Here is a 24,559-nt window from a genome sequence, read left to right as displayed (position 1 = left end):
GCGAAGTATGACCTAAAGCTGAACTGCAAAAGGTCAAATGACAAATGCAAAAAGGTCAGATACATTGGTATCTGACCTTTTTTATGTCGTAAGCTTTAACCAAATTTAATGTTTAGGTCTGGTAACTAAAATACCAACAGCTCACTAAATCGCTTTTATTTTAGTAGAAGGTGTTACCTTCTTCGGCCATTTTAACCAAGCTATCGCATGGCGCAAAACGGTCACCAAACTGTTCTTGGTGTTTTTTCAACGTCGCGACTAAGTTGTCGATGCCATAGCTATCCATATACTTAAATGGACCACCTTGGAATGGCGGATAACCGGTTCCGAAGATCATGCCAATATCGCCATCTCGTGCTGAACGGACAATGCCTTCATCTAAACAACGTGCAGCTTCATTTAACAGTTGGATGACACAGCGCTCTGCAATGTCTTCAGATGACATTTTACTCGACGGCGTAATTCCCAAGACACGGTATACCGATTCATCAACTTGTTTCGATTTACGTTTAAACGTTAACTTATCCACTAAGCTAGGTGCGGCTGCTTTACCGTAAAGATAAAACCCATTTTGGTTCTTTTTGCCTTTACGGTCGTCGGCCATAAGCTTTTCCATCGCCGCTGGCGGCGTAAAGCGCTCACCAAAGGCATCAAATAGAATGCTTGATACTTTCACGCCAACATCAATACCAACTTCGTCAAGCAAAGTCATAGGGCCCACAGGGAATCCAAACTTAGTTAACGCCTTGTCGATTTTCTCAACCGGCTCACCTTCCATCACAATGTTTGCTGCTTCGTTCATGTATAAACCAAGTATACGGTTTACAAAAAATCCAGCCTCATCTTTTACAACAATTGGTGTTTTACCCTGACGACGCGCAAATTCAACGGTAGTAGAAATGGTTAAGTCAGAAGTTTTATCTGTTGCAATGACTTCAACCAGTGGCATTTTATCTACCGGCGAAAAGTAATGTAGACCAATTACGTTTTCAGGACGCGCGGCTTTGGCCGCAATTTCTCGAATTGGCAATGAAGATGTATTAGATGCAAATATGGTTGACTCTTTGCAGTTCTCTTCGATATCTGCAACCATTTTCTGTTTTAGAGTTAAATCTTCAAACACAGCCTCTACAACAATGTCGCTGTCTTTAAAACCTACAAAGTCAGTGCTTGCAGATAATAACGACAGTTGTTTTTGCATTTCCGAAGATGACATAAAACGACGTTTAACCTTTTTATTTAAAATGTCGTAACTGTACTTAAATGCGTTGCGTATCCCCTCGTGGGCAATATCTTTTATTCGAGCCGGTACGCCAGCTTTCGTCGTGGTAACAAACGCAATACCGCCGCCCATTAACCCACCACCTAGCACACCTGCTTTTTGAATCACTAATGGCTCGACACCAGCAACACCGGTTTCTTTTTTCATTTCTGTGGTCGCAAAAAACAAACTGCGCAATGCTTTTGATTCAGCCGTCATGCAAAGTTCAGAAAAACGTTGCGCTTCAATATCTAAACCTTGTCGATAACCGACTTCTATACCCGTACGAATACATTCAATAATTTTAATCGGCGCAGGATAATTACCATTGGTTTGACGCATAACTTGCTTAGCTGCTTGGTCAAATACGACCTTTCGGCCAAACGGGTTATTTTCTAACAAAGTCGACATTAAACCGCGTTTTACTGGTTTACGTTTAGGTTTACCTTTAAGTGCCATTTCAATTGCGGTTTCGAGCAAGATACTGACAGGCACCATATCATCAACAAGACCGGCTTTAAGGGCTTGTTTAGCACGTAATTGCTTGCCAGTTAACATCATATCAAGTGCCTTTTGCAATCCAACAAGTTTAGGTAAACGCTGTGTTCCCCCGAGCCTGAAGCAAGCCAAGTTGCACTTCAGGTAACCCCAAAACCGTTTTAGACGAATCAGAAACAACACGTCCGTGACACGCCATTGCCAATTCCAAGCCACCGCCTAATGCAGGACCATGAATAGCCGCAATGATTGGCATTTTCATGCCTTCGATTTGATCAAATAGTTGTTGCCCTGTTTGCGCTATCGCTTTGACTTCGTCTTGTGTTGAACAAGAATCAAGGACTTTTACATCGGCCCCTGCAACAAACGAATTGTCTTTGCCAGACGTTAGTACTAGCGATTTAACCGCACTGTTTGATTTTACTTCAGCAAATATTGCTTCTACTTGCTCGGCAAATTCTGCTTTTAAAACGTTCATTGACTCGTTTGGCACATCGATACGAATGATGCCAACTCCGTTGTCTAACACTTCTAAGTTAAACGCGGATTTTGAATTTTGTTCTGTCATGTGAGTTCCTATTCGTTCTCGAATTTGGTGAATCTCGAATTTGTTCTAATTAAATCTGTTAGCCGTCAACTTCTACAATCATTGCAGCGCCTAGACCACCAGCTGCACATGCTGTCGTTAGACCAACACCACCGCCTCTGCGGCGCAATTCATTAATAGTTTGCGTAATTAAACGTGTCCCTGTCGCAGCAAACGGATGACCATAAGCCAATGAACCGCCATTAACATTAAACTTCGCCATATCAATTTCGCCAATTGCCGATTTACGACCTAACTTCTCTTCCGCAAACTTTTTGCTTCCAAACATTTTCATGTTTGCTAATGCTTGCGCTGCAAATGCTTCATGCATTTCGATTAAGTCTAAATCACCCAAGTTCATGCCAGCACGCTCTAATGCAATTGGTGTTGCGTATGAAGGACCCATTAACATGTCTTCCCATACATCAATAGCGGCAAAACCAAAGCTACGAATGTAACCAAGTGGCACATAACCAAGGGCTTTTGCTTTGCTTTCTGACATTAACATTATAGCGGAAGCGCCATCAGTTAACGCGGTAGAGTTAGCTGCTGTCACAGTACCGTGTTTACGGTCGAAAACTGGGCGCAACTTGCTATATCCATCTGCCGTTGAATTGGTTCGAATGGTGTTATCCATGTCGATAAATTGTTTAAACGGTTCTGGGTGTGCTGTCATAACTTCATCTTGCATAACGCCACTTTCCCACGCTTTAGTCGCTAAAGAATGCGAACGATGAGCCATAGCGTCTTGGTCAGCACGGCTGATGTTATGAGTTTTTGCCATTTGTTCAGCTGTTTGTCCCATTGACAAGCCCGTTGAATATTCAGCTACCGCTGGCGGCACAGGAGCCAAATCTTTAAATCTAATTTTTTTAATGATGTTCCAGCGTTGACCGAGTGTTCGCGCCTTATTTAAATCAACTAATGCACGGGCTAGCTTTTTACTCACACCAATTGGCAATACTGACGAGGAATCGGCGCCACCGGCAATACCAATAGAAACATGGCCAGCCATAATTGACTCACAGATATTAACAGTTGACTGGAAGCTCGTCGCACATGCTCGAGACACTGAATAAGCATCTGTATGAACATCCATACCTGTGCCCAACACTATTTCCCGGGCAATATTGGGTGCAGCTGGCATTTGCACAACTTGTCCAAATACTAATTGCTCTATTGCTTTAGGATCGAGTTCTGAGCGCTGCAACATTTCTGATACAACCATTTTGCCAAGATCCAATGCGGGTACTCCGTGATAAGCCGTTGCTTGTTTTGCAAATGGCGTACGTAAACCTGCAACAACCGCTATGCGGTCACCGTTTCTTGTTTCTAATCTTTTTGCTGTCATGTTATATCCAATTTTATCTGGTCAGACCTCTAGTTAAGGCAGATTCTAACCATATCTTTTCAAAAGTAAAAGAGAAAACTCATATTTTTTAACGAATACCGTTATTTATTGCTTAATTTCCGTTCGGTCGAAAAAACATCACTTGTTTTTTTATATGGAACCATATAACTACAGATTAGTCGTATAGGGCGTAATAACACTTTTATATTAAAAAGTGTTAATCCCAAACTCCAGTAAATCTTAATAGGAAGTGTAGGACAAATGTCGGTATCGCGATTCGAACAATTAAAAAAATATTTGGATTCACAAGTCATTGGCCAACCCGATTTTACTAAGGCAATATTGATTGCCCTGTTGGCAGATGGACATTTATTGGTAGAAGGCCCTCCAGGTCTTGCAAAAACCCGCGCAATAAACGCATTGGCAAACGGATTAGAAGGTGAATTTCACCGTATCCAATTTACCCCAGACCTGCTCCCAGCCGATTTAACAGGTACAGATATCTATCGCCCTGAAACTGGTGAGTTTGTTTTTGAAAAAGGACCTCTTTTTACAACCATAGTGTTAGCCGATGAAATTAACCGAGCGCCGGCAAAAGTTCAGTCAGCTTTATTAGAAGCTATGGCGGAACGCCAAGTTACGGTCGGTAAAACCACATACGAACTACCAGAATTATTTTTGGTAATGGCCACCCAAAACCCGCTGGAACAAGAAGGTACATACCCGCTTCCTGAAGCTCAGCTAGACCGCTTTTTAATGCATCTGAATATTGACTACCCTAGCGCCGAAACAGAAATTGAAATTTTACGCTTAACCCGTGGTGAGGCGTTAGATAAACAAGTGCCTAAACCAACCCCGTTAAGTCAGGCGGATATCTTTGCTGCGCGGAAAGAAATTTTATCAATTCACTTAGCTCCGGAACTTGAGCAGTATCTAGTTGATTTAATCATTGCCACGCGCCAACCTGAAAAGTACGACGAGCAATTAGCAAAATGGATCAGTTTTGGTGCGTCACCTAGAGCAACAATATCGGTAGACAAATGCGCACGCGCTACAGCATGGCTAGATGGTCGCGACTTTGTCACACCAGACGACATTCAAGGTGTATTTTTTAATAGCTTAAGACATCGCATACTATTAAGTTATGAAGCCGAAGCGGCTGGCATTTCTGCTGATCAAATATTGGCCCGGATACTCGAATTAGTCGCGGTACCTTAGGAAAGCAACATGGCATCCGTAGATGTAAATAGCCACTATTTAGACTGGCTAAAACAAAACGAACTAAGCGGTTGGCAGCTATCTTTTGCTGAACTTGTGATGTATCAAAAATACACCCACTTGTTAAACAATAAACCCGGCAGCAAGGTGAAACACCACATGTCTGGGCAATACATGGCTAAAACTAAAGGCCGAGGTATGGAGTTTGACGAAGCTAGGCATTATCAACCCGGCGACGATGTCCGTACAATCGACTGGCGAGTCACCGCCCGCACAGGTAAAACCCATACAAAAATATTTAGGGAAGAAAAAGACCGACCTATTTTTGTTTTTTGCGACCTATTACCCAGTATGCGCTTTGGCAGTCAGCTACTATTTAAGTCTGTTCAGGCCTGCCATTTAAGTGCATTGGTAGCTTGGAAAGCAATGCAAAATGGCGACAAAATCGGTGGCTTAGTGCTGTCTGAAAACGGCCTACTGGAAAGTAAACCAAAAAGTCGACAGCAAGCGGTTTTAAAATGGTTGGACGGTTTGCAGAAAACCCATAACTTACTGCCACTTGATCACAAACACGCTTTTGATCAGACAGAGCTTGAAACCAAGTTTACCGAAGCATGTGCTCACTTACGCCGGGTAGCCCACACTGGTAGCTTAGTTTATCTAATCAGTGACTTTCAGCATGTCAACGATACTGCCCTGCAACATTTATTTCAGTTGCAAAAACACTGTGAAGTTGTTGCCTGTTGGGTTAATGACCCTATTGAACATAGCTTACCTAAACTTGCTGCTGGCTCCATATCCGTTACCGATGGCCAATTGGTTAAGCAAATCGACTCTGACTCGCAACTTGAACAGTATCAGAATCTTGCAAAAGTAGGTTTAACCAACAAAAACAGAATTTAACTCAATTCAAAATTCGTTGGTTACCCATTTGTGCTGGCACACCACTGCACGAACAGTTATAGAGAACAACAATGCAACCCGATTTATTATCTCAATTAAACGACATACAAACACCGGATCCTATCGGATGGTGGCCATTAGCCTGGGGTTGGTATCTGGTTTTAATATTGCTACTGACCGCTTCGTTTATACTTTTTAAATTGATAAAAACAAAATTTGAGCAATCTAAAGCTAAAAAACAAGCACTTCGTGAATTAACCGCAATGGATAAAACGTTAACTCCATTGCAACAGGTTACCGTGATCAACAATATATTAAAGCGCGTAGTATTAGCCTATGCGCCAAGACAAGATGTTGCCAACTTAACCGGTTCTCAATGGGCTGAATGGTTAAATAGTCAGGGCACCAAAGGACATACTATAGATTCAGATTTATTGACCCTAGCCTACAAAGCGACCTGTGACGAAGCACATTCTGAACGTTATCAACAACAGGCTCGTGCCTTGGATTGAGTACAATTTACCTCTGCCAAAAGTGACTGATAATAATCAAACACGTGAGGTAAACCATGTTTAGTTTTGCTTTACCTTGGGTTTTTGCCCTATTAGTGTTGCCGTTTATCGCTCGATTAATTAAAGCCAAAAACGCCAGTCCCGACATGCCTCTTTATTTACCAACATTTGGTTTAGTCGCCGATTCTGTAAAGCCAATTTCTCGTGGCGGATTTCCATGGTTCACATATCTAATTTGGATATTGTTAGTCTCCGCCGCCGCAAAACCTCAGTGGTTGAGTGACCCTATTACCATCCCACAGGAAGGCCGTGAAATGATGTTGGCGGTCGATTTATCTGGTTCTATGGATGAAAAAGACATGGTTATTGGTCGACAACAAGTTAACCGACTCACCATGCTAAAATATGTGTTAAACGACTTTATTGAGCGACGAGTTGGTGACCGACTCGGTTTAATATTATTTGCCGACACAGCCTATGTTCAAACCCCTTTGACTTACGACCGTGCGACTGTAAAACAGCTATTAAATGAAGCCGTTTTAGGTTTGGTCGGCGAAAAACCGCCATCGGTGACGCACTTGGATTAGCAGCAAAACGATTTAATGAAAAAGGCGAATCCAACCGTATTCTTATTTTATTAACAGACGGTCAAAATACCGCTGGCAATATAGAGCCTTTAGAAGCCCTTGAGATTGCAAAAGAAGCTGGAGTGCGCGTTTATACCATAGGTATTGGCGCCGACGAAATGATGGTGCGTAGCATTTTTGGCACCCGCAAAGTAAATCCTTCTGCCGACCTTGACGAAAACTTGTTGACTCAAATTGCCGAACAAACGGGTGGTAAATATTTCCGGGCTCGTGACACCGAAGAGTTACAAAAAATCTACGAGCTATTGGATGAACTTGAACCTGTAGAAGACGATCCGATCCAACTTAGGCCGCAGCAAGCCTTGTTCCATTTTCCGTTGGGATTGGCTTTGTTACTTTCATTTTTAACCACATTGTTCCCTTTATTACAGCATTATTTAGCTAAATTGGGGATCAACAAAATTCGCAGGGAGGACCAATAAATGGACGATTTTTTACAATTGAGTTTTAGTCAATTACATCAATTTCACTTTATCCGTCCGCAATGGTTGTGGTCAATTCTGTTGCTCGTTGCAGTATGGTTGTTACGCAATCAAATGAATAAACAATCCCATTGGCGTAACGTACTACCGCCTCATTTGGCCCAGGTGTTACTAAACAGCTCGGAATCCCCAAAAAACAGTGCCCGACGAGGTAAAGTATTAATCGGCTTTTGGTTAATCGCCGCTATCGCGATGGCCGGGCCTACGTGGCAAAAAATTGAAAAGCCGGTATTTCAGGTTAAACGTGCGAGTGTCATCTTACTCGACATGTCACTTTCTATGCGATCCACCGATATCAAACCTAATAGACTGAGCCGTGCTCGATTTAAAGCAATTGATCTCGCTGAAGCGATAGGTGATGGCGAAGTGGCTCTCGTAGCCTACGCTGGTGACGCATTTACAATTTCTCCATTAACCCCTGACGCTCGCAATTTAACAGCATTAATTCCAAGCTTAACCCCGGAAATTATGCCTGAACCTTAGCAGTTACCCCTTGTTAGGTTTAGAACGTAGTGCTGAATTACTGGTCCAGAGCAGGTTACCTTACCGGTGATATATTCTGGTTTACCGATGGAATCGACGACTTTGATCTTCAGCAAATACGAACCTTTGCGGCTAATACGGCATATCGAATTAACATTATCGCCTTAGGAACCAGCACAGGAGCTCCGATTAAACTCGCTGATGGCAGTTTACTAAAAGATGGAACAGGCAGCATTGTCATCCCTAAATTGGCAACGGCACCGCTAATCACAATCGCAGATATGACCAACGGATTGTTTGTTACCACAACGGCAAATGACCGCGACATCAAAACGTTGGCGTCATTAACTGTAACCCCAAAAGAGGACCAAAACGGCGACTCAGACGATCCTGATAAAAAGTTAACCGGCGATGACTGGCATGAATTTGGGCCCTATCTAGTATTACTAATCCTACCGTTTTTCGCTTCTAAGTTCCGTCGAGGTTCCGTGTTTTCTGCTTTGTTGGTCTTTGGTTTATTGGCTAACCCAAATCAAGTAACAGCAGACACTTTAAACCCCACCGAAAGCGACGTTTCTGGAGGGCTTGGGCAATCTAATAAAATTGATAGTGACGCTACTATTACGCTCCCGCCACCACGCCCTTGGTATGACACGCTTTTTAAAACCGCAGATAAACATGGTCAAGAAGCCTATAACGAAGAAAATTACTTACAGGCAACCACCGATTTTAAAGATCCACAATGGAAAGGCAGTGCGGCCTATAAAGCAGGAGATTATGAAACCGCTTTAAGTTATTTCTCTCAAGATGAATCGGCTAGCGGATGGTACAACCGCGGTAATACATTAGCGCAATTACAAAAAATTGACGAAGCGATTGAGGCGTATGACAACACATTAAAAATACAGCCAAATCATCAACAGGCAAAAGAAAACAAAGCCCTGTTAGAGCAAATGAAGCAACAGCAAGAACAACAGGAACAACAATCTGATCAAAAACAAGATGGCGAGCAGCAGCAATCTGATCAGCAACAACAGTCTGATGACCAACAGCAATCTGAAGGTGATAGCCAATCAGAGTCCGATTCTGAGAGTGAGCAAGGTCAGCAAAAAAATAGTCAACAATCGGAGCCGTCCGCCGAACCACAGGAGGATTCGCAAAGTGAACAGCAACAAGCTGAACAAAGTGAATCTGAACAAGAGCAACAAGAAGCTCAAGCGGCAGAAGCGCAGGAAAAACAACAGGGCGAAGAATCTGAACAAGAAGCGGCTATGACACCGTTAACCGCGGAGCAAATCGCAGAACAAGAACAGCAGCAAAAAATCGAACAATTATTACGAAAAGTATCTGACGATCCAGCTACCTTATTACGTAATAAGATGATCTTGGAAAATCGTAAACGACAGCAGTCTAACCGTGCACCTAAGGGAGCGAAAAAGTCGTGGTAAGTAAATCACTAAAACTCATATTGATAACCTCAATTTTATTCATGTGGACAATGTATAGCGAGGCGGCCACACAGTTATCAGCCAGCGTCGACCGTAATCCAGTAATGGAACGGGAAGCCTTTGTGTTAGAAATTGTGGCAAATGACTCCCTCGACAGCTCTGACCTAAACCTAAATCCGCTCGATAAAACCGACTTTATCGTTGGACGCACAGCAACGAGCAGTCAAACACAAATTGTTAATGGCAGCATTTCCAAAACGACAACTTGGACTGTGGTATTAACAGCCAAACAGGCCGGTGAATATGTTATTCCCGCCCTATCTGCTAATAATCTAAGCACCAAACCTATTGCAATTAGTGTTATAAAAGCCAGTAAACAAACAGGCCAGAACAACGAACCTATTTTTCTTAAGAATAATATTGAATCCACCGATCTTTATTTACAACAAACTGTAAAGCTTGTGAGTCGATTGTATTTTTCTCCGAACGTCGAGCTGCAAAGCGGCAGTTTGACCGAACCTGTGCTTGAAGGCGCATTTATCAAGCAACAGGGAAAAGACAACGAGACCAGTGAAATAATAATGGGTGTTCGGTATCGCGTTATTGAACGAATATATACGGTCACCCCGCAGGCCAGCGGCCAATTTGTCATTAAATCGCCAGCATTTAATGGTGAAATAGCCACTGGTAACCGTCGTCGGTTCTTCTCGGGCTTTAGTCAAACCAAGCCCGTAACTGCTTTTGGCGAAGACATTTCAATCACAGTTAATCCTATTCCTGAGTCCTATACAGGAACTTGGCTGGCCAGTGAGTTAGTGCAATTAAACGAAGAATGGCAACCAAACAACTCAACAATTGAAGTAGGTGAAGCCATAACTCGTACGTTCACGTTGACCGCTTTAAATGTCAATGAAGAACAGCTACCCACCGTTAATGGCATATACCCAGATGCGTTTAAAGTTTATCCTGACCAATCTGAAGCCCACGAAGTTTTACGTCAAAATGCCTTAGTTGCACAACGCGTGAGTTCAGAAGCAATTGTCGCAAATAAAGCCGGTACGTATACCCTACCTGAGATTAAGATCAGTTGGTTTAATACCAAAATGAAACGTCAGGAGTTTGCGATATTACCGGAAAAGCAAATTACCGTTGTTGCGGCCTCTGGGCAGTCCGAGCAATCTGGTGTTACTAACCTCTTACCTAACCAAATGGAAACGATTAACGCCGCTGAATGCAAAGCTGAAACCGGCCCCGCCGCGGAACTAACAGAGCCTAAATGGTATCAAAATACATCCTTTGCCGTTGTGGGCTGGTTATTATGGTTAATAACAGTAGCGCTTTGGTTGATAAATCGTACTCGCTCAGCATCGGTTGTATCCGCGGAAAAAACAGAGAAACGTTTTGATATATACCAACTGAAACAGGCTTGTAAAAACAACGATCCTAAACTCGCCCGCATTAATTTATTGGCGTGGGCTCAGTATAAATTTAGTGATGTTAGAACGCTCGACCAATTGCATGACAAAGTCCCCGCTAATCTGCAAAGAGAGATCCGTCGACTAAATCTGAGTCAGTATTCGACTGAACGAACAACTTGGCAAGGTGATGGCATGTGGAAGGCGATAGTGCAATTTGACGGCACGGTAACACAACAAAATACCGATAAAGAAGACCTGCCTCCTCTAAACTAACTCGGCTTATTTAGCGCATCATAAAACGCTTAGTGACGAACGCCACTAAGCGTTTTTTTTACGTCGAATTTATCTTCTTTAAACAATTATTTGATTCAAATTATTGCATTTTTTCACACTAACGGGGATTTGCTTGTATTAGACCTATCTCCACAATGTATTGGTTATTAAACGAGAACGAATAGCTTTCAAACGACGTATCCACACCAAAGCGCTTTAATACAATAATAATGGTTTCTCTATCACAGGAGATTACAACTAATCAGATATAACCACACTCATTCAGGAGCGTGGCAGGTATTTCATAAAGGAAAAAGGCGAACCTAATTTCCTCTATAAATTACTATTTATTGGCAGCAGATTAAGCGACTCAGGAGACAAAGCCGAACGGCTTATCTTAGGAAAATATGTGACTAATTTTACCGCCACCGTAGAGCTCTAAATTGAAATTAAGACACTAACTAGGTTCAACTTGGCTTGGTGTTGTGTATTTCCAAACCCGTGCTTGAGTCGCTGGGATTGGCTTACTAAAGAAATACCCTTGAACTAAATAACATCCATTTTTTCCAAAAAGTCGACTTGCGCTTGCGTCTCTGCCCCTTCAGCGATGACTTCTAACCCTAGCTTGTGCGCCATAGCGATTATCGCTCCGGTAATTTCGAGATCATTTACATCCTCTGGTATGTCTTTGATGAAAGACCTGTCTATTTTTAGCGTATCAACAGGGAAACGTTTTAAGTAGCTCAGCGAAGAATAACCTGTACCAAAATCATCGATTGAAATGGCAACACCCAATTCTTTAATCGCATTAAGTTGCCTAATTGCATCTTCAACATCCGACATGAGGTGTGACTCTGTGATCTCCAATTCAATACGTGACGGCGATACACCAGTTTCTTGTAAAATAGTTTTGAGTTCGCTAATACAATCACCAGACTCAAACTGACAGGCACTTAAATTAATCGAAACAGGGACGTGAATATCATCACTTGCTGCAAACGTACACGCTTGACGCATAACCCAGCTGCCAATTTGCAGAATAAGAGAACTTTGCTCGGCAATAGGAATAAATTTAGCTGGTGAGACAAACCCCAATTTATCGTTGCTCCATCTTAATAGAGCTTCAAAACCCACTAAATCTTTCGTTAAGCTATGTACTTTAGGCTGATAATACAACTCTAGTTCATCATTAAGAATTGCGAGTTTCAGAGCCGATTCTATTTCCTGACGCTCTTTTGCGGCTTCGTTTAGCTCTTTGGTATAGAAATGATAGGTATTTTTACCCGTAGCCTTAGCTTCATACATTGCCAAGTCAGCATGTTGCAATAAAGTTTCGGCCTCTTTAGTGTCTTTAGTTGAGAGTGTAATACCAATACTTGTGCCCGATACAACCTCTTCGCCGCGCAGTTCAAACGGACGGTTGGCTGCGGTTAAAATATCGTGGGCAATATTTAGTGCATCTTGTTCGTTTCGGGCACCGCCCATAATAAGTGCAAATTCATCGCCGCCCATTCGCGCCAATACATCTTCATTTCGTAAATTTTTATTTAATCGATTCGCAATTTCTACTAACAGCAAGTCACCATTTTCATGACCATAAATATCATTTACGCGTTTGAAGTCATCAACGTCAAAGTAGAACAAGGCAAACTCATAACGACCACGTTTACTGATTTCCACAAGTTTCTCTAATTGAGCAATAAAAAACGTGCGATTCGCTAATCCAGTCAATTCATCGGTATACGCGAGTTTTTCTATTTTGTTTTGCGAGTCTTTGATAAACGATATGTCTTGCATCGACAATACGTATTTAGTGACATTACTATTTTCGTCCCGCATCGGCGTAATCGTACTGTTCACCCAGACCTGTTGTCCGTTTGACTGTTCCTTCAAAACAAGCTCACCATGCCAGCTTTTCTTACGACGAATTTCATTTACTATTTGTTCTGAAATAAATGCCATATGTTCATGGATAAAACTGAAAAACGACTACCTAATAAGGTTTCACGGTCACATTTAAGCATCGCGATTGCTTTGGAGTCGACATAACTAATAGCAAAATCCAACTCAAGAATGATCACTGCGTTGTCTGAATAACTTACGGCTTGAGCCAAGGCTTTATTCGACTCAACTTCCTCTTTAAGTAACGCAAGGTTCTTATTTTTGTCGTTTAATTTGTATTCGAATTTTTTACCAATAACGTTAATTGTGAATGCAAATCCTCTATTTCACTTTCAATATGACCTTTGAAGTTAAGTTGCGGATTATTCAGGTCTACATTTGCTACAGCCTGTGCCGTCTGGGTCAGTTTTCTGGCTATAAACAATTTGCAGGAAAAATAAACCACACTGCACAAAAGTGAAATATTAAAAGTAATCCAAATTAAGTATTTATAAAAGCGTTCATCCTCACCTTTTAAAATGCCTGTCTCATTTTGATAAGTGACAATTGTCCAGTTAATAGAGTCAATTCTATTGCTAATGGCATAAACTTTTTATTCCAATCAATGAATTCAGTTAAACTACCAAAAGGCCGTTTTGATTCAATATACGACTTGAGTGAGTCGCGAATGTATCCTGCACTTAAGTTATTGTTTTCCTGCCTAATCAAACGAGAGCCATAATCTGGGTGATATATCATTTTCAGGCGGTTGTCGTAAATGAAAAATTGCCCTATAGAGTTGTCATACATTAGTTCTAGTTTTTCAATTATTGGGTCGATATCTATTGCCCCGCCAAATACCCCAACAAACTCCCCTTTTATAGATCGGTACCGTGTAATAGACGACCCACATATCCAAAATGTCGTCTCTATAAACTTGTGACCACTGTCCTCTTCTTATTATGGGATCACGGGCAATTCGATAAAAAATATTGTTATCTAAATCAAGATCCGTAAGAATTTCCTGTTGCTAGGTTTTATCGCTGGAAAATACAGTGTGATCCTCGCCTACATAATAAGTGAGTTCAACATTGGAGGTTAAAGCGGCTTCGATATTCTCCCAACTCTGATCATAGGAAGCTTTTTCCAACTGACGTTGAAACACACTTGCTAAACTGTCGATATTTTTTCTTAGAAAGGAAAAGGCGTATTGAAGATCGATTTGTTGACGAATTGCCGCCTCATTTAGGGCTTGTTTGCCATCGTTCAATCGCTGTTTGGTGAATTTGTTTATTCAAATTCACTAAAAAATAACTGCCAAGCATAGCTGCGACTATCAGCACGATTAAGCTTATCTTGAAGGTCAGACTGCGAAACTTAAATAAACCCACTAATACCCTTCCAAAAATTGAATTCGATTGATTATGCGCTAAATTAGCCAATATATCAGACTAGCTAAACGAAATAGTATTAAATTTCCCAAATTTATCTGTCATGATGAGCCATAAATAAAAATACATAGGCCAAAACAGTGACAAAATTTTTGATTTATATTTCAAAGTTAATCATAACGTTACTTATTATTACTGCAATAACTGTTTACTTTACTTTGAGTAATAGTCTTGCAACGTTGGACGGCACTGTTCACTCACCGGTTTCAGATACAGTCACAATAGAACGCGACCGCGCTGGTATTCCAACTATTATGGCACAAAATCGAAAAGATCTTAGTTATGCACTCGGATATTTACACGGCCAAGAACGATTATTTCAAATGGATTTATTACGCCGTAATTCCGCGGGTGAACTTTCTGAGCTATTTGGCCCGCTTGCATTATCACACGATACCAATGTTCGTAACCATCAATTTAGAAATCGAGCAGAGCAATATGTTAAATTATTAAAGCCAGAACACCTCGCTATATTGACGCAATATACCGCCGGGGTGAATCAAGGAATTGACGATTTAACATCGCGACCACTTGAATATTGGATGCTTAATAAAACCCCTCAGAAATGGCGTCCTGCCGACAGCCTGCTCGTTATCTATAGTATGTATTTGGACCTCCAATACGCAAACGGTGAACGAGAAAGGTTGCTAGGCCATCTTCAACGTAATTTACTGCCTGATGTTTATCAATTTCTGACGCCAAAAGGTTCACGTTGGGATGCCAGTATTGATGGCACAACATTCACATCATCACCGGTACCAAGTAACACTATAGAACTTGCGCCTATTCTTAATTTGTTAACAGATAACGCCACCAGTTTTGAGTTATTTGATAATGACCATGAAGCCCTAAAAGGCAGTAACAACTGGGTTGTGGGTGGTCAATTATCTTATAATGGTGCGGCTATTGTCGCCGACGATATGCACTTAGGTTTAGCCGTGCCAAATATTTGGTATCGTGCAAGCCTTCGCTACAACCCAGCAAATACGACTGCTGCTCAATCTACTCAACGTGATTATTCGGTTGCTATCGACGGCGTTACTTTGCCCGGCACGCCTTCTATTGTAATTGGTTCAAATCGTCACATCGCCTGAGGATTTACCAATAGCTACGGTGACTGGAATGACGTTGTAAAATTGCAACTCGACGACTCAGGAACTCAATATAAAACAAAAGAAGGTTATCGCAATTTTGATATCGAAACTGAAACAATCTTAGTCAGTGGCAATAAACCAGAACGCATTGAAATCCGCAGAACCATTTGGGGTCCGGTAATAGGTCGCGATCATGATGGTTCGTTAATCGCCCTTCGTTGGGTCGCACATGATCCTCAAGGGATAAACTTTGATTTACTCGACTTTGAGAAAACAACAACCATTGACGATGCTATTGCAGTCGCAAATGGCGCCGGCATTCCGGCCCAGAACATAGTGATAGGTGACAAGCTTGGTAATATTGCATGGACCATTGCCGGTGTGATGCCAGCGAAGTTTGACCATAATCCTAAATTAGAACGCAGTTGGTTAACCCCCAAGATTGGAGTAATGGTGACCTAGGCTGGCAAGGTTATATCGCATCGAACAAATACCCAGTTGTTAAAAACCCCAAAGATCACCGAATTTGGACGGCAAATAGTCGTGTAGTCGGTGGTGAGTTTTTTGACATCATAGGTGATGGTGGGTATGCACTCGGTGCAAGAAGCCAACAGATTAAACACCGTTTATTCGAAAAAGAGTCATTTTCTGAAGCCGATCTATTTGCCATTCAAAACGACACTAAAGCGGATTTTCTGAGCCGTTGGCATCAATTATTGACAACCGAACTTTTAACACCGGATTTCGTTGAAAACCACCAGCTAACGCAATTGCCTGATTATTTAAACAACTGGGGCGCAAGTGCAGACATAGACTCTGTCGGTTATTTGTTTGTGCGCCAATTTAGGCTAACAGTTCGTGACCAATTATTTAGTTCGCTAGAGGAAAACTTAGATAATGCAAGCTTAAACAAACGTGCCAAATTGAGCCTCATTCGCCATCAGTTGGAAGTCCCTATGTGGCAAATGATAACGCAACAACCGGCCCACTTGATTCCAAGTGGTTATCCGAGTTGGAACATGTTTTTAGAGCAAATGATTATCCGGACTCACAGTCAACTACTTACCCAATTTGGCGATTTGAGCCAAGCCACATGGGGAAACTATAACAATACCCATATTCAGCATCCATTAGCTAAAGCGGTTCCAGCATTAAGCTTTTTACTGGATATGCCAAGGCTTAAAGCTGCAGGCGATTCTTATATGCCAAGAGTTCAAGGCAAGTCCTTTGGTTCGTCACAACGTATGGTTGTATCGCCTTAGTAACGAGGCTGAGGGCATCATGCAGATGCCTTCTGGTCAAGCAGGTCACCCACTATCACCATATTTTCAACAAGGCCATAAAGAATGGATTGAAGGCTAGAGCAACCCCACTACTTAGGAGCAACAAAATACAAATTGCAGATGATCCCAAATACAGCAATTTAAGATTGCGAAAATTTAAAGTAAAAACTTTAATTCTTGATTGACTTATGAGCCAAACAAAAATAGATTGGCAGCATGAATATGAATTTTCGATTTGCTTACTTTTGTTTCTTTCTGTTTCCACACTCAGTGTAGAAGGCAGCGGTGACCAGTAGATAAAGCAAACTGATCTTAAAAGCCTTCCACCAGCGGAAGGCTTTTTTTTGCACGAGGACACGACCTTGACCGAGCTATCTCAACTTAGAAAAGACATTAACGAAATTGACAACGAATTAATGATCTTATTGGCGAAACGTCGCCGCGTTTCGAATTTAGTCGCAGAGGCTAAAATCATTCAAAATAAACCTGTCCGTGACATTAAACGCGAAGAGCAAATGTTGGTCGAGTTAATTAAGGGGGTAAATCACTCAATTTGGATGCTTATTTTGTCAAACAAGTGTTTCAAACGGTTATTGAAGACTCCGTTTTACATCAACAGGCGTTATTGCAAAAACATACAAATCGAGCGACTGGAGAGTTACCGGTAAATCGCGTGACCTATTTAGGCTCGCAGGGATCTTATAGCGATTTAGCGACACAAAAATATTTCTCTCGTCATGCATCAGAATTAAAACAAATTGGCTGCACAAGTTTTAAAGAGATCATCGACAAGGTCGAACAAGGCCAAGCTGACCACGGTGTATTGCCAATTGAAAACACTTCCTCAGGAAGCATCAATGAAGTTTACGACTTGCTGCAACATACCAGCTTATCAATAGTTGGTGAGCTAACTCATCCGGTAAATCATTGTATGGTCACTGCCGTTGAAACAACGCCAGATAAAATTAAAAAACTTTATGCCCACCCTCAAGTTTATGCCCAGTGCAGTAACTTTTTAGCACAATTTCAAGATGTCGAAATTGAAATCTGTGACGCTTCATCAGCGGCATTTGAAGCAGTGCAACACGATACAACCGGTGAAATTGCAGCGCTAGGCAGTGGCGAAGGTTCGCGCCTATATGGCTTGCAAGTTATTGCAGAAGCCTTAGCGAATCAAAAGAAAATTTCAGTCGGTTTATCGTATTAGCCAATAATTCAGTATCGGTATCGACTCAAATTCCATCAAAAACCACTTGGATCATGTCAACTGAGCAAAAACCTGATGCGTTAGTTGACGCCCTTATTATTCTTAAAGAACACGGCGTGAACATGTGCCGTCTAGAGTCCCGTCCAATTAACGGCAATCCGTGGGAAGAGATGTTTTACGTAGATGTAGAAGCGAACTTACGTGATCAGAACTTGATTAATGCAATTAATGAATTAAAACCGATTACGCGCTACTTCAAAGTATTAGGATGTTATCCGAGTGAAGACATTCAACCTGCTCAGGTTGATTTAGGCAACTAAATCAAAAGGGATTACACATAGAAAAGCCAGCTTAGTAGCTGGCTTTTTTGTAAGCTTAAATTAATTGTCGTTCCAACAGCAGATCCTAATAAGGACCATTTAACACGTCAGGCATCGACCAATAACTCTGCCAAATAGAATTGTTACGAATATAATAAACGATGTCTCCGTGCAATATCGACCGATCACCAAATGAACCGTAATAACCTGAATCAACGTTAATTGAGCCTTGTTGAGTCATTGACCCACCTTGCAGTAAATCGATGTCGACCATTTTTAAACTGTTATTATTATTCCAAATTTGCGAGCCATCTTGCTGTTCTATCGTTTGCCATGAGTTTACAGGAAACGAAAAACGATAATGTGAATCAGAGTCTTTTAATACCGATAGCGCGTGGTAGTCCCATTCAACGACTGAGTACCCATCTTCATAAACTAAGGTGTCGACAACTACTGGCTCATTTGGGTTTGAGACATCGTATAATTCTATTTTAGCGCCACTAACAAAATTAGGATCAGCACTTTGGGTATTTACATTAGGGTCAACCTGCATGCCAATACCAACGATAAAGTTTTCATTAATCGGATGTAGATAGGCTGAATATCCAGGGATGTCTAACTCCCCTGCCAGTTTTGGTGATATTGGGTTTGACAAGTCGACGACATAAAGTGGATCTCGACGCTCAAACGTCACGATATATGCCTTATCACCATAATATCGCACAGCATAAATACTTTCCCTAGCTTACCAATTTTGGCTGGCTGTTGGGCATTTGGTAAAGTGGATATCACATTGAATTGTGCATTAGCCTCATCTGGACGCAATACAAACAGCTTGTGTTCGACATCGGTTCCGTTCCAATTGTTGCTCGAAGTCACAATTCGTAAATCGCCGTTATATTCGCTTAATCGCAAATGTGGGTTACTCCAACCTAAATCCCCATCAACTTCAGCTGAGGCACTGTAATTAACCGTCGAGCCTTCAAAATCAAATTTGTGAACCGCTGTATTCGATACCCACTTATTTTCATTTTCGATAAACTCATAACCACTGTAATAAAGATACAAACCATCATGTGAGGCATAAAATCCATTGATAGGTGTTACAACACAAATTGACTCTAGTTTGTCTGGCTGAGTTAAATCGATTGTCGTTAATGTAACAACTGACGAATAACCAGACGATTCTGTGCTGTCACTTGGTAGGTAACAATCTTCTGCCGAAACTAGATCTTGCTCGGCGCCATCTGTATAAAGTTTTGGTAAAAACTGGATTTCATTGTTTTCGATAAAATCGTTATATTGAGCCTGAGCAGTAAACTTAGACTCAGTGTCTAAAACAAAGTCAGTTTGGTTGCTGTAACTACTTAATAAATAAATTTTATTACCGATGCGTCGCGACGAAATTGGGTAACCATCTATGGTATAACTCACGTCTACTTGAATATCCGCGGCGTTGGTCACATCGGCCACCGTTAAACCAAACTGCTGTTTATAGGGATACCAAATATCTGTCGTCATTGCCAAGTCGGAAACAAAACCATGGCTATACAACTGCTCGCCAAAAACGTTATAAATGGCCATTAGCTTATTGTCGTTTACATAAAGGTCATTTACGTTAGATGCTTTATCGGTCAACATTAATTTTGACACAGACGTTAAACTATCATCTTGGTTTTTCTGCAAAATACGAACATGCGGACGACTTTCGTCGTTGTCAGTACCATTGTCTAAAGTTTCATACCAGTAATAGTTATTGCTGGCTAAATACACTCGGTCGCCGTCGTATTTGACTCGGTCAGACTCGTCGATACCAGACTCCTGTGTGGTGGTTTGTGAATAGTCACCGGTTGTTGGTGCCGATACGTCAGTACTTGCTTCAGCAGTAAAATCACATTCATTGCATCGATTCACATTCCCTTGCAATAACATGCCGTTTTTAACGACTTGTTCAGTTAATAAACTCGACGCTTTAACTAACCGATTTCCTGAACTCGCGATGATTTCTAATTCTTCCACGTCCACGTTGTTTTTTGAAGACGAACCAAAAAGGCCATCGCTGCCGCATGCAGTAACAGACGCTCCTATGGCGAAAATAAGTGCAATCCGTAACGAATGTAAAGTCATTGTTACTACTCCTTAAAGTTTGTTGTGAGTTTAAGAATAACGGCTTGATAATAAATAGCTGTTTCAATCTGCTACTCAATGTAATCAATTGTAATCGAAGTTAAAACTGACAACAAAGCATGCTAAATTGACGTTATATCCTAATTCATTAATAGTCTATTTATGTAATGACACTTTTCCGACGATTTTTTATCCTCTGTTGCGCTATTTTTCTAACTCTATTTGTTGGAAGCCCTCGTGCAGCCACGCTTGAGTCAAGTAAACAACCTCAACTTGCATCTGTTAGCCAATGGAACTTTGGACTCGCCCTCGGTTTTGGTAAACAACAGAATATTATATTAGGCCAGTCAGACCTAAACATATACTTAGTTCCAACAGTTTCTTACTATGGTCAAAAGTGGTTCTTTGATAACGGGACTCTAGGTTATTCCTTTATTGAGAAACCCAAGTACGCATTAAGTGTCGTCACAGAGATCAACCCTTTCTCAGCTCAATATTACGACTATCATCCACTTAACGTATTTTTATTCGACTCTTCAGTTAGTAATGACTTTTCTGATGCCGAAGCAAGCAAAGATTATTCTGATATCGTCAACGACGTCGATACCGGTGTCGCATTACCATCTCAACCACTCGACAGCAGAGATGATGAACAACAAAAAATAGAAACTAACCTAGAGCTGACGAAACCTCAGTGGAGCATTGATCTTGGCTTGCAACACAATTGGTTTATTTCAAATCGCTATTCTATTATCAGTAAGATTTTTACCGACGTTTCAAACGTCCATAACGGTAAGCGTGCGGATATTAATTTCTCGTATCGCTACCAATTGCGCGGGGACAATACTTTTTTGGCAAATTGGCAATTTAATTTTCAATTTGGTTTAAGCATGTTAAGTCGTCAAACTACGCAGTACTTTTATGGTATTGACGAACGCCACATTCATTTACAAAGCTATCAATACCGGACCGATTCTGCGATTAACAAAACCGTACGAATGAGTTTGAGAAAACCCATTACCAATAAATTAAACATGATCCTGTATTGGAAAAAAGAATTTTTGGATGACACAATAGCTCATTCCCTAGAGTAACCAGCGCCGAGTCGAATACCTATTTTATGGGACTGCTGTATGCATTTTAGTCTCAATATAAATTCATTTCTTAAATTTGGTATTATGCTTTTGTTGGTTACATGTCAGTTCTCAACGATGGCAAAAAGCAACGACGAACTTGCTCTACTCAATTTTGAACTCAAGCCAGTTGCGTGTATTGCAGAGTATATTGGTCAAGAATGCGAAATGGTAATATCAGTGAAATGGCAAACAAGTTCACCTGATGATTTGTGCTTAATGCAATCGGATACTAAGTTAAAGTGCTGGCAACAGCAGGATTCAGTAAACGAACGTTTGGTAATTAATTTGCAACAATCCACTGACTTTTCCTTGATTCGAAATGAAGACAAAAAATACTTGTGTCCAAACGAGTGACAATCAACTTTATCAACAAATACCGACGTCGGCTTAAACCGCAATGGAGTATTTTTTAATGCGACACATTATATTAGTCGAAGATGATCTGCGCTTGGCAAAGCTAGTCACCAATTTCTTACAGCAAAATAGCTTTACTGTGACCGTATTGCATGACGGCGAGCAGGCGGTCAAAACCATTCTCGCGCAACAACCAGATCTCGTCATTCTCGATATAATGTTACCTTGGACTAGATGGTTTCTCTATCTGTCGCGAAGTAAGAGCCAATTATCACAACCCAATATTATTTCTAACCGCCAAAGACAGTCCAATTGATCATGTTATGGGCCTTGAAATAGGCGCCGATGATTACATTATCAAACCTATCGATCCCCATGTTCTTCTTGCCCGTATCAACGTCGCATTAAGGCGTAATAAAAGCGAAGTTAGCCAGCCAAATAAAATATTAGAATTTGGTAAACTGGCCATCAACAAAAGTACTCGAAAATCATATTTAAATAACGAACTGGTGGAACTCACCAGTCATGAATTTGAACTTTTATGGTTATTAGCTGAAAACGCGGGTGAGCCCATGAAACGCGACGACATTCATAAGCGTATGATCGGTCGCGAATACGATGGTTTAGACCGTACAGTTGACGTCAGGGTCTCTCGACTTAGGAAAAAACTGCACGACAATTGCAAAACCCCTTTCCGTATTATTACCGTTTGGGGCAAAGGTTACATGTTATGCCCCGATGCTTGGAATGATTAAGGGTCGTCATGCGGAGATTGTTCTTTAGCCTATACATAGTTATTACCTTAGGTTTACTCATTATAAACTGGGCCAGTGAATATGTTTGGCAGGAACTACAAAGCACTCAACAGTCCCTTAAAAACAAAGAACTTAATGCGCTAGCGCAATTAGCAGCAGGAAATATTAAGTTGGTGAGTGAATACTCACCATCAGAACAACTGGCTCGATTAAATCAAAGTGAATTTGCAGCTTATAGTCAACATTCCATTGACGACTTCGCGTTTGCACCAAGTCAAATGGCACAATTAAAGGCAGGGCAAGCGGTTCATTTGTTTGACCAACAAGGCTTATTAGTTGTTTATGTCGTGGCAACCCTACCAACAATTTACAAAATAGACATTACCGGTGACTACGCACTAGACAATCAAAACCCTCTTTCAACGTCTTTTCTGCTCACTTTTATTTCTTACACCTTACTGGCCGGACTCATACTCATTTGGACACGACCGCTATGGACCGACATCAATAAATTAACCCGGCTTACCGAACAATTTAGCTCTGATACAACCGCACTCAGTAACCCATTGAGTTCGCGCTCTGTGGTTTATCCTCTTGGTAAAACCCTGAGTCGTATGTCTCATACCATAGTGGAACTAATCTCTTTGCAAAAACAAATGACCCACGCCATTAGCCACGATATTCGAACCCCCTCGCTCGTCTCAAGTTTTCGATAGCGATAATGAAAGGCGCCAACCAATCACCTGATGACCAAGTTGAATTAACAGGTGAAATGTTAAGTGATATAGAAGAAATTGAACGCCTTATCGACGAAATGCTTACGTATGGTCGCTTAGATACCGTATCTTCACCATTAACAATTGAAGAAGTTAATATCAACCAACTGATAGAAAACCTCGTTGAAAAACTCCAGCGCACCAGTGACGTGCCTATTGGTGTTCAAATATCAGGACCAGTATCCTGTTTATGTGACGGTCATTTACTTGAACGTGGAATACAAAATATTATTGTCAACGGCTTGCGTTATGCCCGAACAGCTTTAGATATCACAGTGACGTTAGACGAGCTATTGACCATAATAATAGATGACGATGGTCCTGGGATCTCGCCAGATCAACGGCAACAAATATTTAGTCCATTTACGCGTTTAGAAAACAGTCGGAATAAACTAGGTGGCGGATTTGGCTTAGGTTTGTCTATTGCTGATAAAATAATCTCCTTAGCACGGTGGCGAGATTATTGTGGCGGAAAATACTAAAAAGGGTGCGCGTTTTATATTAACAATGCCGATTGCAAATCAGAGAAACCACTAATTATTAAGCCAAAAATTAACTGTTTGATTTTAGCTTAATTGGCGAATTCACATCGGACATAACGCCATTTTTTAGTTGCTCAACACCAGAATTTATTTCAGTTAATACATCATGCAAAGACTGCATATAGTGTTCGCTTGTTTCAGGCTTTTTGATGCTATTTTCCAAGGTTTTAGATGCTGCCTTTATCCTGTCAATGCTACCTTTAAGGTCGCTCATATTTCTGTTTCCCGAGTCAGTTTTATCTATATGCTATTGATAATTATTATTTTTATTAGAGCTTCAGTTTCCATCGTATGACAACATCTCGCTAGGCAAGTTCAATTATATTTTCGTTTAAATAAACGTTACATTTAAAACACCAGCACACCGATTTCTTTAGTGACTAACGTAATTTTACGATTCTGGCTTTTGCTTATTATACGGTTGCTGCTCACAATAAGGGGTTAGTTTTTCAAGGCGCGATTGAATATCTCGTACAAAAGCAATTTTACGGCTATTGGCTGCAGGCTGATATAACGCTTTTTTATATTCTTCTATCGAGACAACTTCCATGTG

At 41.1% G+C, this 24,559-nt stretch carries 20 protein-coding genes and 5 pseudogenes; 15 read left to right on the top strand and 10 right to left on the bottom strand.

The features are described 5' to 3' along the window. Positions 1–160: 160 nt before the first annotated feature. Together fadJ and fadI are read right to left on the bottom strand one after the other, a co-directional pair. Positions 161–2,327 (bottom strand): annotated as a pseudogene (gene fadJ / locus PN838_RS21660) (fatty acid oxidation complex subunit alpha FadJ). A gap of 58 nt (positions 2,328–2,385) precedes the next feature. Next, on the bottom strand, positions 2,386–3,696 hold the full coding sequence (fadI, locus tag PN838_RS21655) for an acetyl-CoA C-acyltransferase FadI (RefSeq protein WP_215965107.1): 1,311 nt from the start codon (positions 3,694–3,696) through the stop codon (positions 2,386–2,388). 261 nt (positions 3,697–3,957) lie between these two features. On the opposite strand from fadI, the gene PN838_RS21650 reads away from it, so the two are divergent. The 7 genes and pseudogenes from PN838_RS21650 (at position 3,958) to PN838_RS21620 (ending at position 11,080) form a co-directional block, all read left to right on the top strand. Then, on the top strand, positions 3,958–4,914 hold the full coding sequence (locus PN838_RS21650; RefSeq protein ID WP_272181950.1) for an AAA family ATPase: 957 nt from the start codon (positions 3,958–3,960) through the stop codon (positions 4,912–4,914). A gap of 9 nt (positions 4,915–4,923) precedes the next feature. Next, positions 4,924–5,817, top strand: coding sequence for a DUF58 domain-containing protein (locus PN838_RS21645; RefSeq protein WP_272181949.1), 894 nt, complete (start codon positions 4,924–4,926; stop codon positions 5,815–5,817). A 71-nt stretch (positions 5,818–5,888) separates the two neighbouring features. Next, positions 5,889–6,329: a DUF4381 domain-containing protein gene (locus PN838_RS21640; RefSeq protein ID WP_272181948.1), complete on the top strand. Its 441-nt coding sequence runs from the start codon at positions 5,889–5,891 to the stop codon at positions 6,327–6,329. Between the two features lie 56 nt (positions 6,330–6,385). Further along, positions 6,386–7,398, top strand: a pseudogene (locus tag PN838_RS21635) (vWA domain-containing protein). Then, entirely contained in the window at positions 7,399–7,941 is a 543-nt protein-coding gene (locus tag PN838_RS21630) for a vWA domain-containing protein (RefSeq protein ID WP_272181947.1), read from the top strand. A 29-nt stretch (positions 7,942–7,970) separates the two neighbouring features. Further along, positions 7,971–9,389 carry a tetratricopeptide repeat protein gene (locus tag PN838_RS21625; RefSeq protein ID WP_272181946.1) on the top strand — a complete coding sequence of 473 codons (1,419 nt, stop codon included), beginning with the start codon at positions 7,971–7,973 and terminating at the stop codon, positions 9,387–9,389. Then, positions 9,383–11,080, top strand: a complete 1,698-nt coding sequence (locus tag PN838_RS21620; protein ID WP_272181945.1) for a BatD family protein — start codon at positions 9,383–9,385, stop codon at positions 11,078–11,080. The genes PN838_RS21625 and PN838_RS21620 overlap by 7 nt, the downstream gene beginning before the upstream one ends. A gap of 546 nt (positions 11,081–11,626) precedes the next feature. Here the strand turns inward: PN838_RS21620 and PN838_RS21615 are convergent. The 4 genes from PN838_RS21615 to PN838_RS21600 all read right to left on the bottom strand — a co-directional run bounded on the left by PN838_RS21615 (position 11,627) and on the right by PN838_RS21600 (position 14,231). Beyond that, entirely contained in the window at positions 11,627–13,042 is a 1,416-nt protein-coding gene (locus PN838_RS21615; protein ID WP_272181944.1) for an EAL domain-containing protein, read from the bottom strand. Continuing rightward, a complete protein-coding gene (locus PN838_RS21610; protein ID WP_272181943.1) occupies positions 13,018–13,194 on the bottom strand; it encodes a hypothetical protein in 177 nt (58 codons plus the stop codon). The genes PN838_RS21615 and PN838_RS21610 overlap by 25 nt, the downstream gene beginning before the upstream one ends. Before the next feature lie 301 nt (positions 13,195–13,495). Beyond that, entirely contained in the window at positions 13,496–13,771 is a 276-nt protein-coding gene (locus PN838_RS21605) for a hypothetical protein (protein ID WP_272181942.1), read from the bottom strand. A gap of 220 nt (positions 13,772–13,991) precedes the next feature. After that, positions 13,992–14,231 (bottom strand): hypothetical protein, encoded by a 240-nt coding sequence (locus PN838_RS21600; protein ID WP_272181941.1) that lies wholly within the window; start codon positions 14,229–14,231, stop codon positions 13,992–13,994. Positions 14,232–14,492: 261 nt separating this feature from the next. Between PN838_RS21600 and PN838_RS21595 the strand changes: the two are divergent. From PN838_RS21595 to PN838_RS21585, 3 genes and pseudogenes are all read left to right on the top strand, one after another. Beyond that, positions 14,493–15,968, top strand: a pseudogene (locus PN838_RS21595) (penicillin acylase family protein). After that, positions 15,932–16,768 carry a penicillin acylase family protein gene (locus PN838_RS21590; RefSeq protein ID WP_272181940.1) on the top strand — a complete coding sequence of 279 codons (837 nt, stop codon included), beginning with the start codon at positions 15,932–15,934 and terminating at the stop codon, positions 16,766–16,768. Before PN838_RS21595 ends, PN838_RS21590 begins: the two are co-directional and overlap by 37 nt. Before the next feature lie 437 nt (positions 16,769–17,205). Further along, positions 17,206–18,316, top strand: a pseudogene (locus PN838_RS21585) (prephenate dehydratase domain-containing protein). Positions 18,317–18,401: 85 nt separating this feature from the next. On the opposite strand, the gene PN838_RS21580 reads toward PN838_RS21585, so the two are convergent. Next, positions 18,402–19,010 (bottom strand): beta-propeller domain-containing protein, encoded by a 609-nt coding sequence (locus PN838_RS21580; RefSeq protein ID WP_272181939.1) that lies wholly within the window; start codon positions 19,008–19,010, stop codon positions 18,402–18,404. After that, positions 19,007–20,443 (bottom strand): beta-propeller domain-containing protein, encoded by a 1,437-nt coding sequence (locus PN838_RS21575; RefSeq protein WP_272181938.1) that lies wholly within the window; start codon positions 20,441–20,443, stop codon positions 19,007–19,009. Before PN838_RS21575 ends, PN838_RS21580 begins: the two co-directional genes overlap by 4 nt. 167 nt (positions 20,444–20,610) lie before the next feature. Here PN838_RS21575 and PN838_RS21570 point away from each other — a divergent pair, with 167 nt between their 5' ends. The 5 genes and pseudogenes from PN838_RS21570 (at position 20,611) to PN838_RS21550 (ending at position 23,946) form a co-directional block, all read left to right on the top strand. Then, positions 20,611–21,537 carry a MipA/OmpV family protein gene (locus tag PN838_RS21570; protein WP_272181937.1) on the top strand — a complete coding sequence of 309 codons (927 nt, stop codon included), beginning with the start codon at positions 20,611–20,613 and terminating at the stop codon, positions 21,535–21,537. Positions 21,538–21,627: 90 nt separating this feature from the next. Further along, positions 21,628–21,933: a DUF3019 domain-containing protein gene (locus PN838_RS21565; RefSeq protein ID WP_272181936.1), complete on the top strand. Its 306-nt coding sequence runs from the start codon at positions 21,628–21,630 to the stop codon at positions 21,931–21,933. Between the two features lie 58 nt (positions 21,934–21,991). Further along, a pseudogene (locus PN838_RS21560) lies at positions 21,992–22,688 on the top strand (response regulator). 8 nt (positions 22,689–22,696) lie between these two features. Continuing rightward, entirely contained in the window at positions 22,697–23,404 is a 708-nt protein-coding gene (locus PN838_RS21555; protein WP_272181935.1) for a sensor histidine kinase, read from the top strand. Between the two features lie 5 nt (positions 23,405–23,409). Beyond that, complete coding sequence (locus PN838_RS21550; RefSeq protein ID WP_272181934.1) at positions 23,410–23,946, top strand: ATP-binding protein; 537 nt, start codon at positions 23,410–23,412, stop codon at positions 23,944–23,946. Between the two features lie 70 nt (positions 23,947–24,016). Here the strand turns inward: PN838_RS21550 and PN838_RS21545 are convergent, their stop codons facing one another. After that, on the bottom strand, positions 24,017–24,220 hold the full coding sequence (locus tag PN838_RS21545) for a hypothetical protein (protein ID WP_272181933.1): 204 nt from the start codon (positions 24,218–24,220) through the stop codon (positions 24,017–24,019). Positions 24,221–24,397: 177 nt separating this feature from the next. Beyond that, complete coding sequence (locus PN838_RS21540) at positions 24,398–24,556, bottom strand: hypothetical protein (RefSeq protein WP_272181932.1); 159 nt, start codon at positions 24,554–24,556, stop codon at positions 24,398–24,400. Positions 24,557–24,559: the final 3 nt, after the last annotated feature.

It is taken from the genome of Psychrosphaera algicola (assembly GCF_028401425.1).
Lineage (GTDB): Bacteria > Pseudomonadota > Gammaproteobacteria > Enterobacterales > Alteromonadaceae > Psychrosphaera > Psychrosphaera algicola.
The sequence above is the reverse complement of the archived record's forward strand: the minus strand, read 5'-3'. Positions and strand labels throughout refer to the sequence as shown.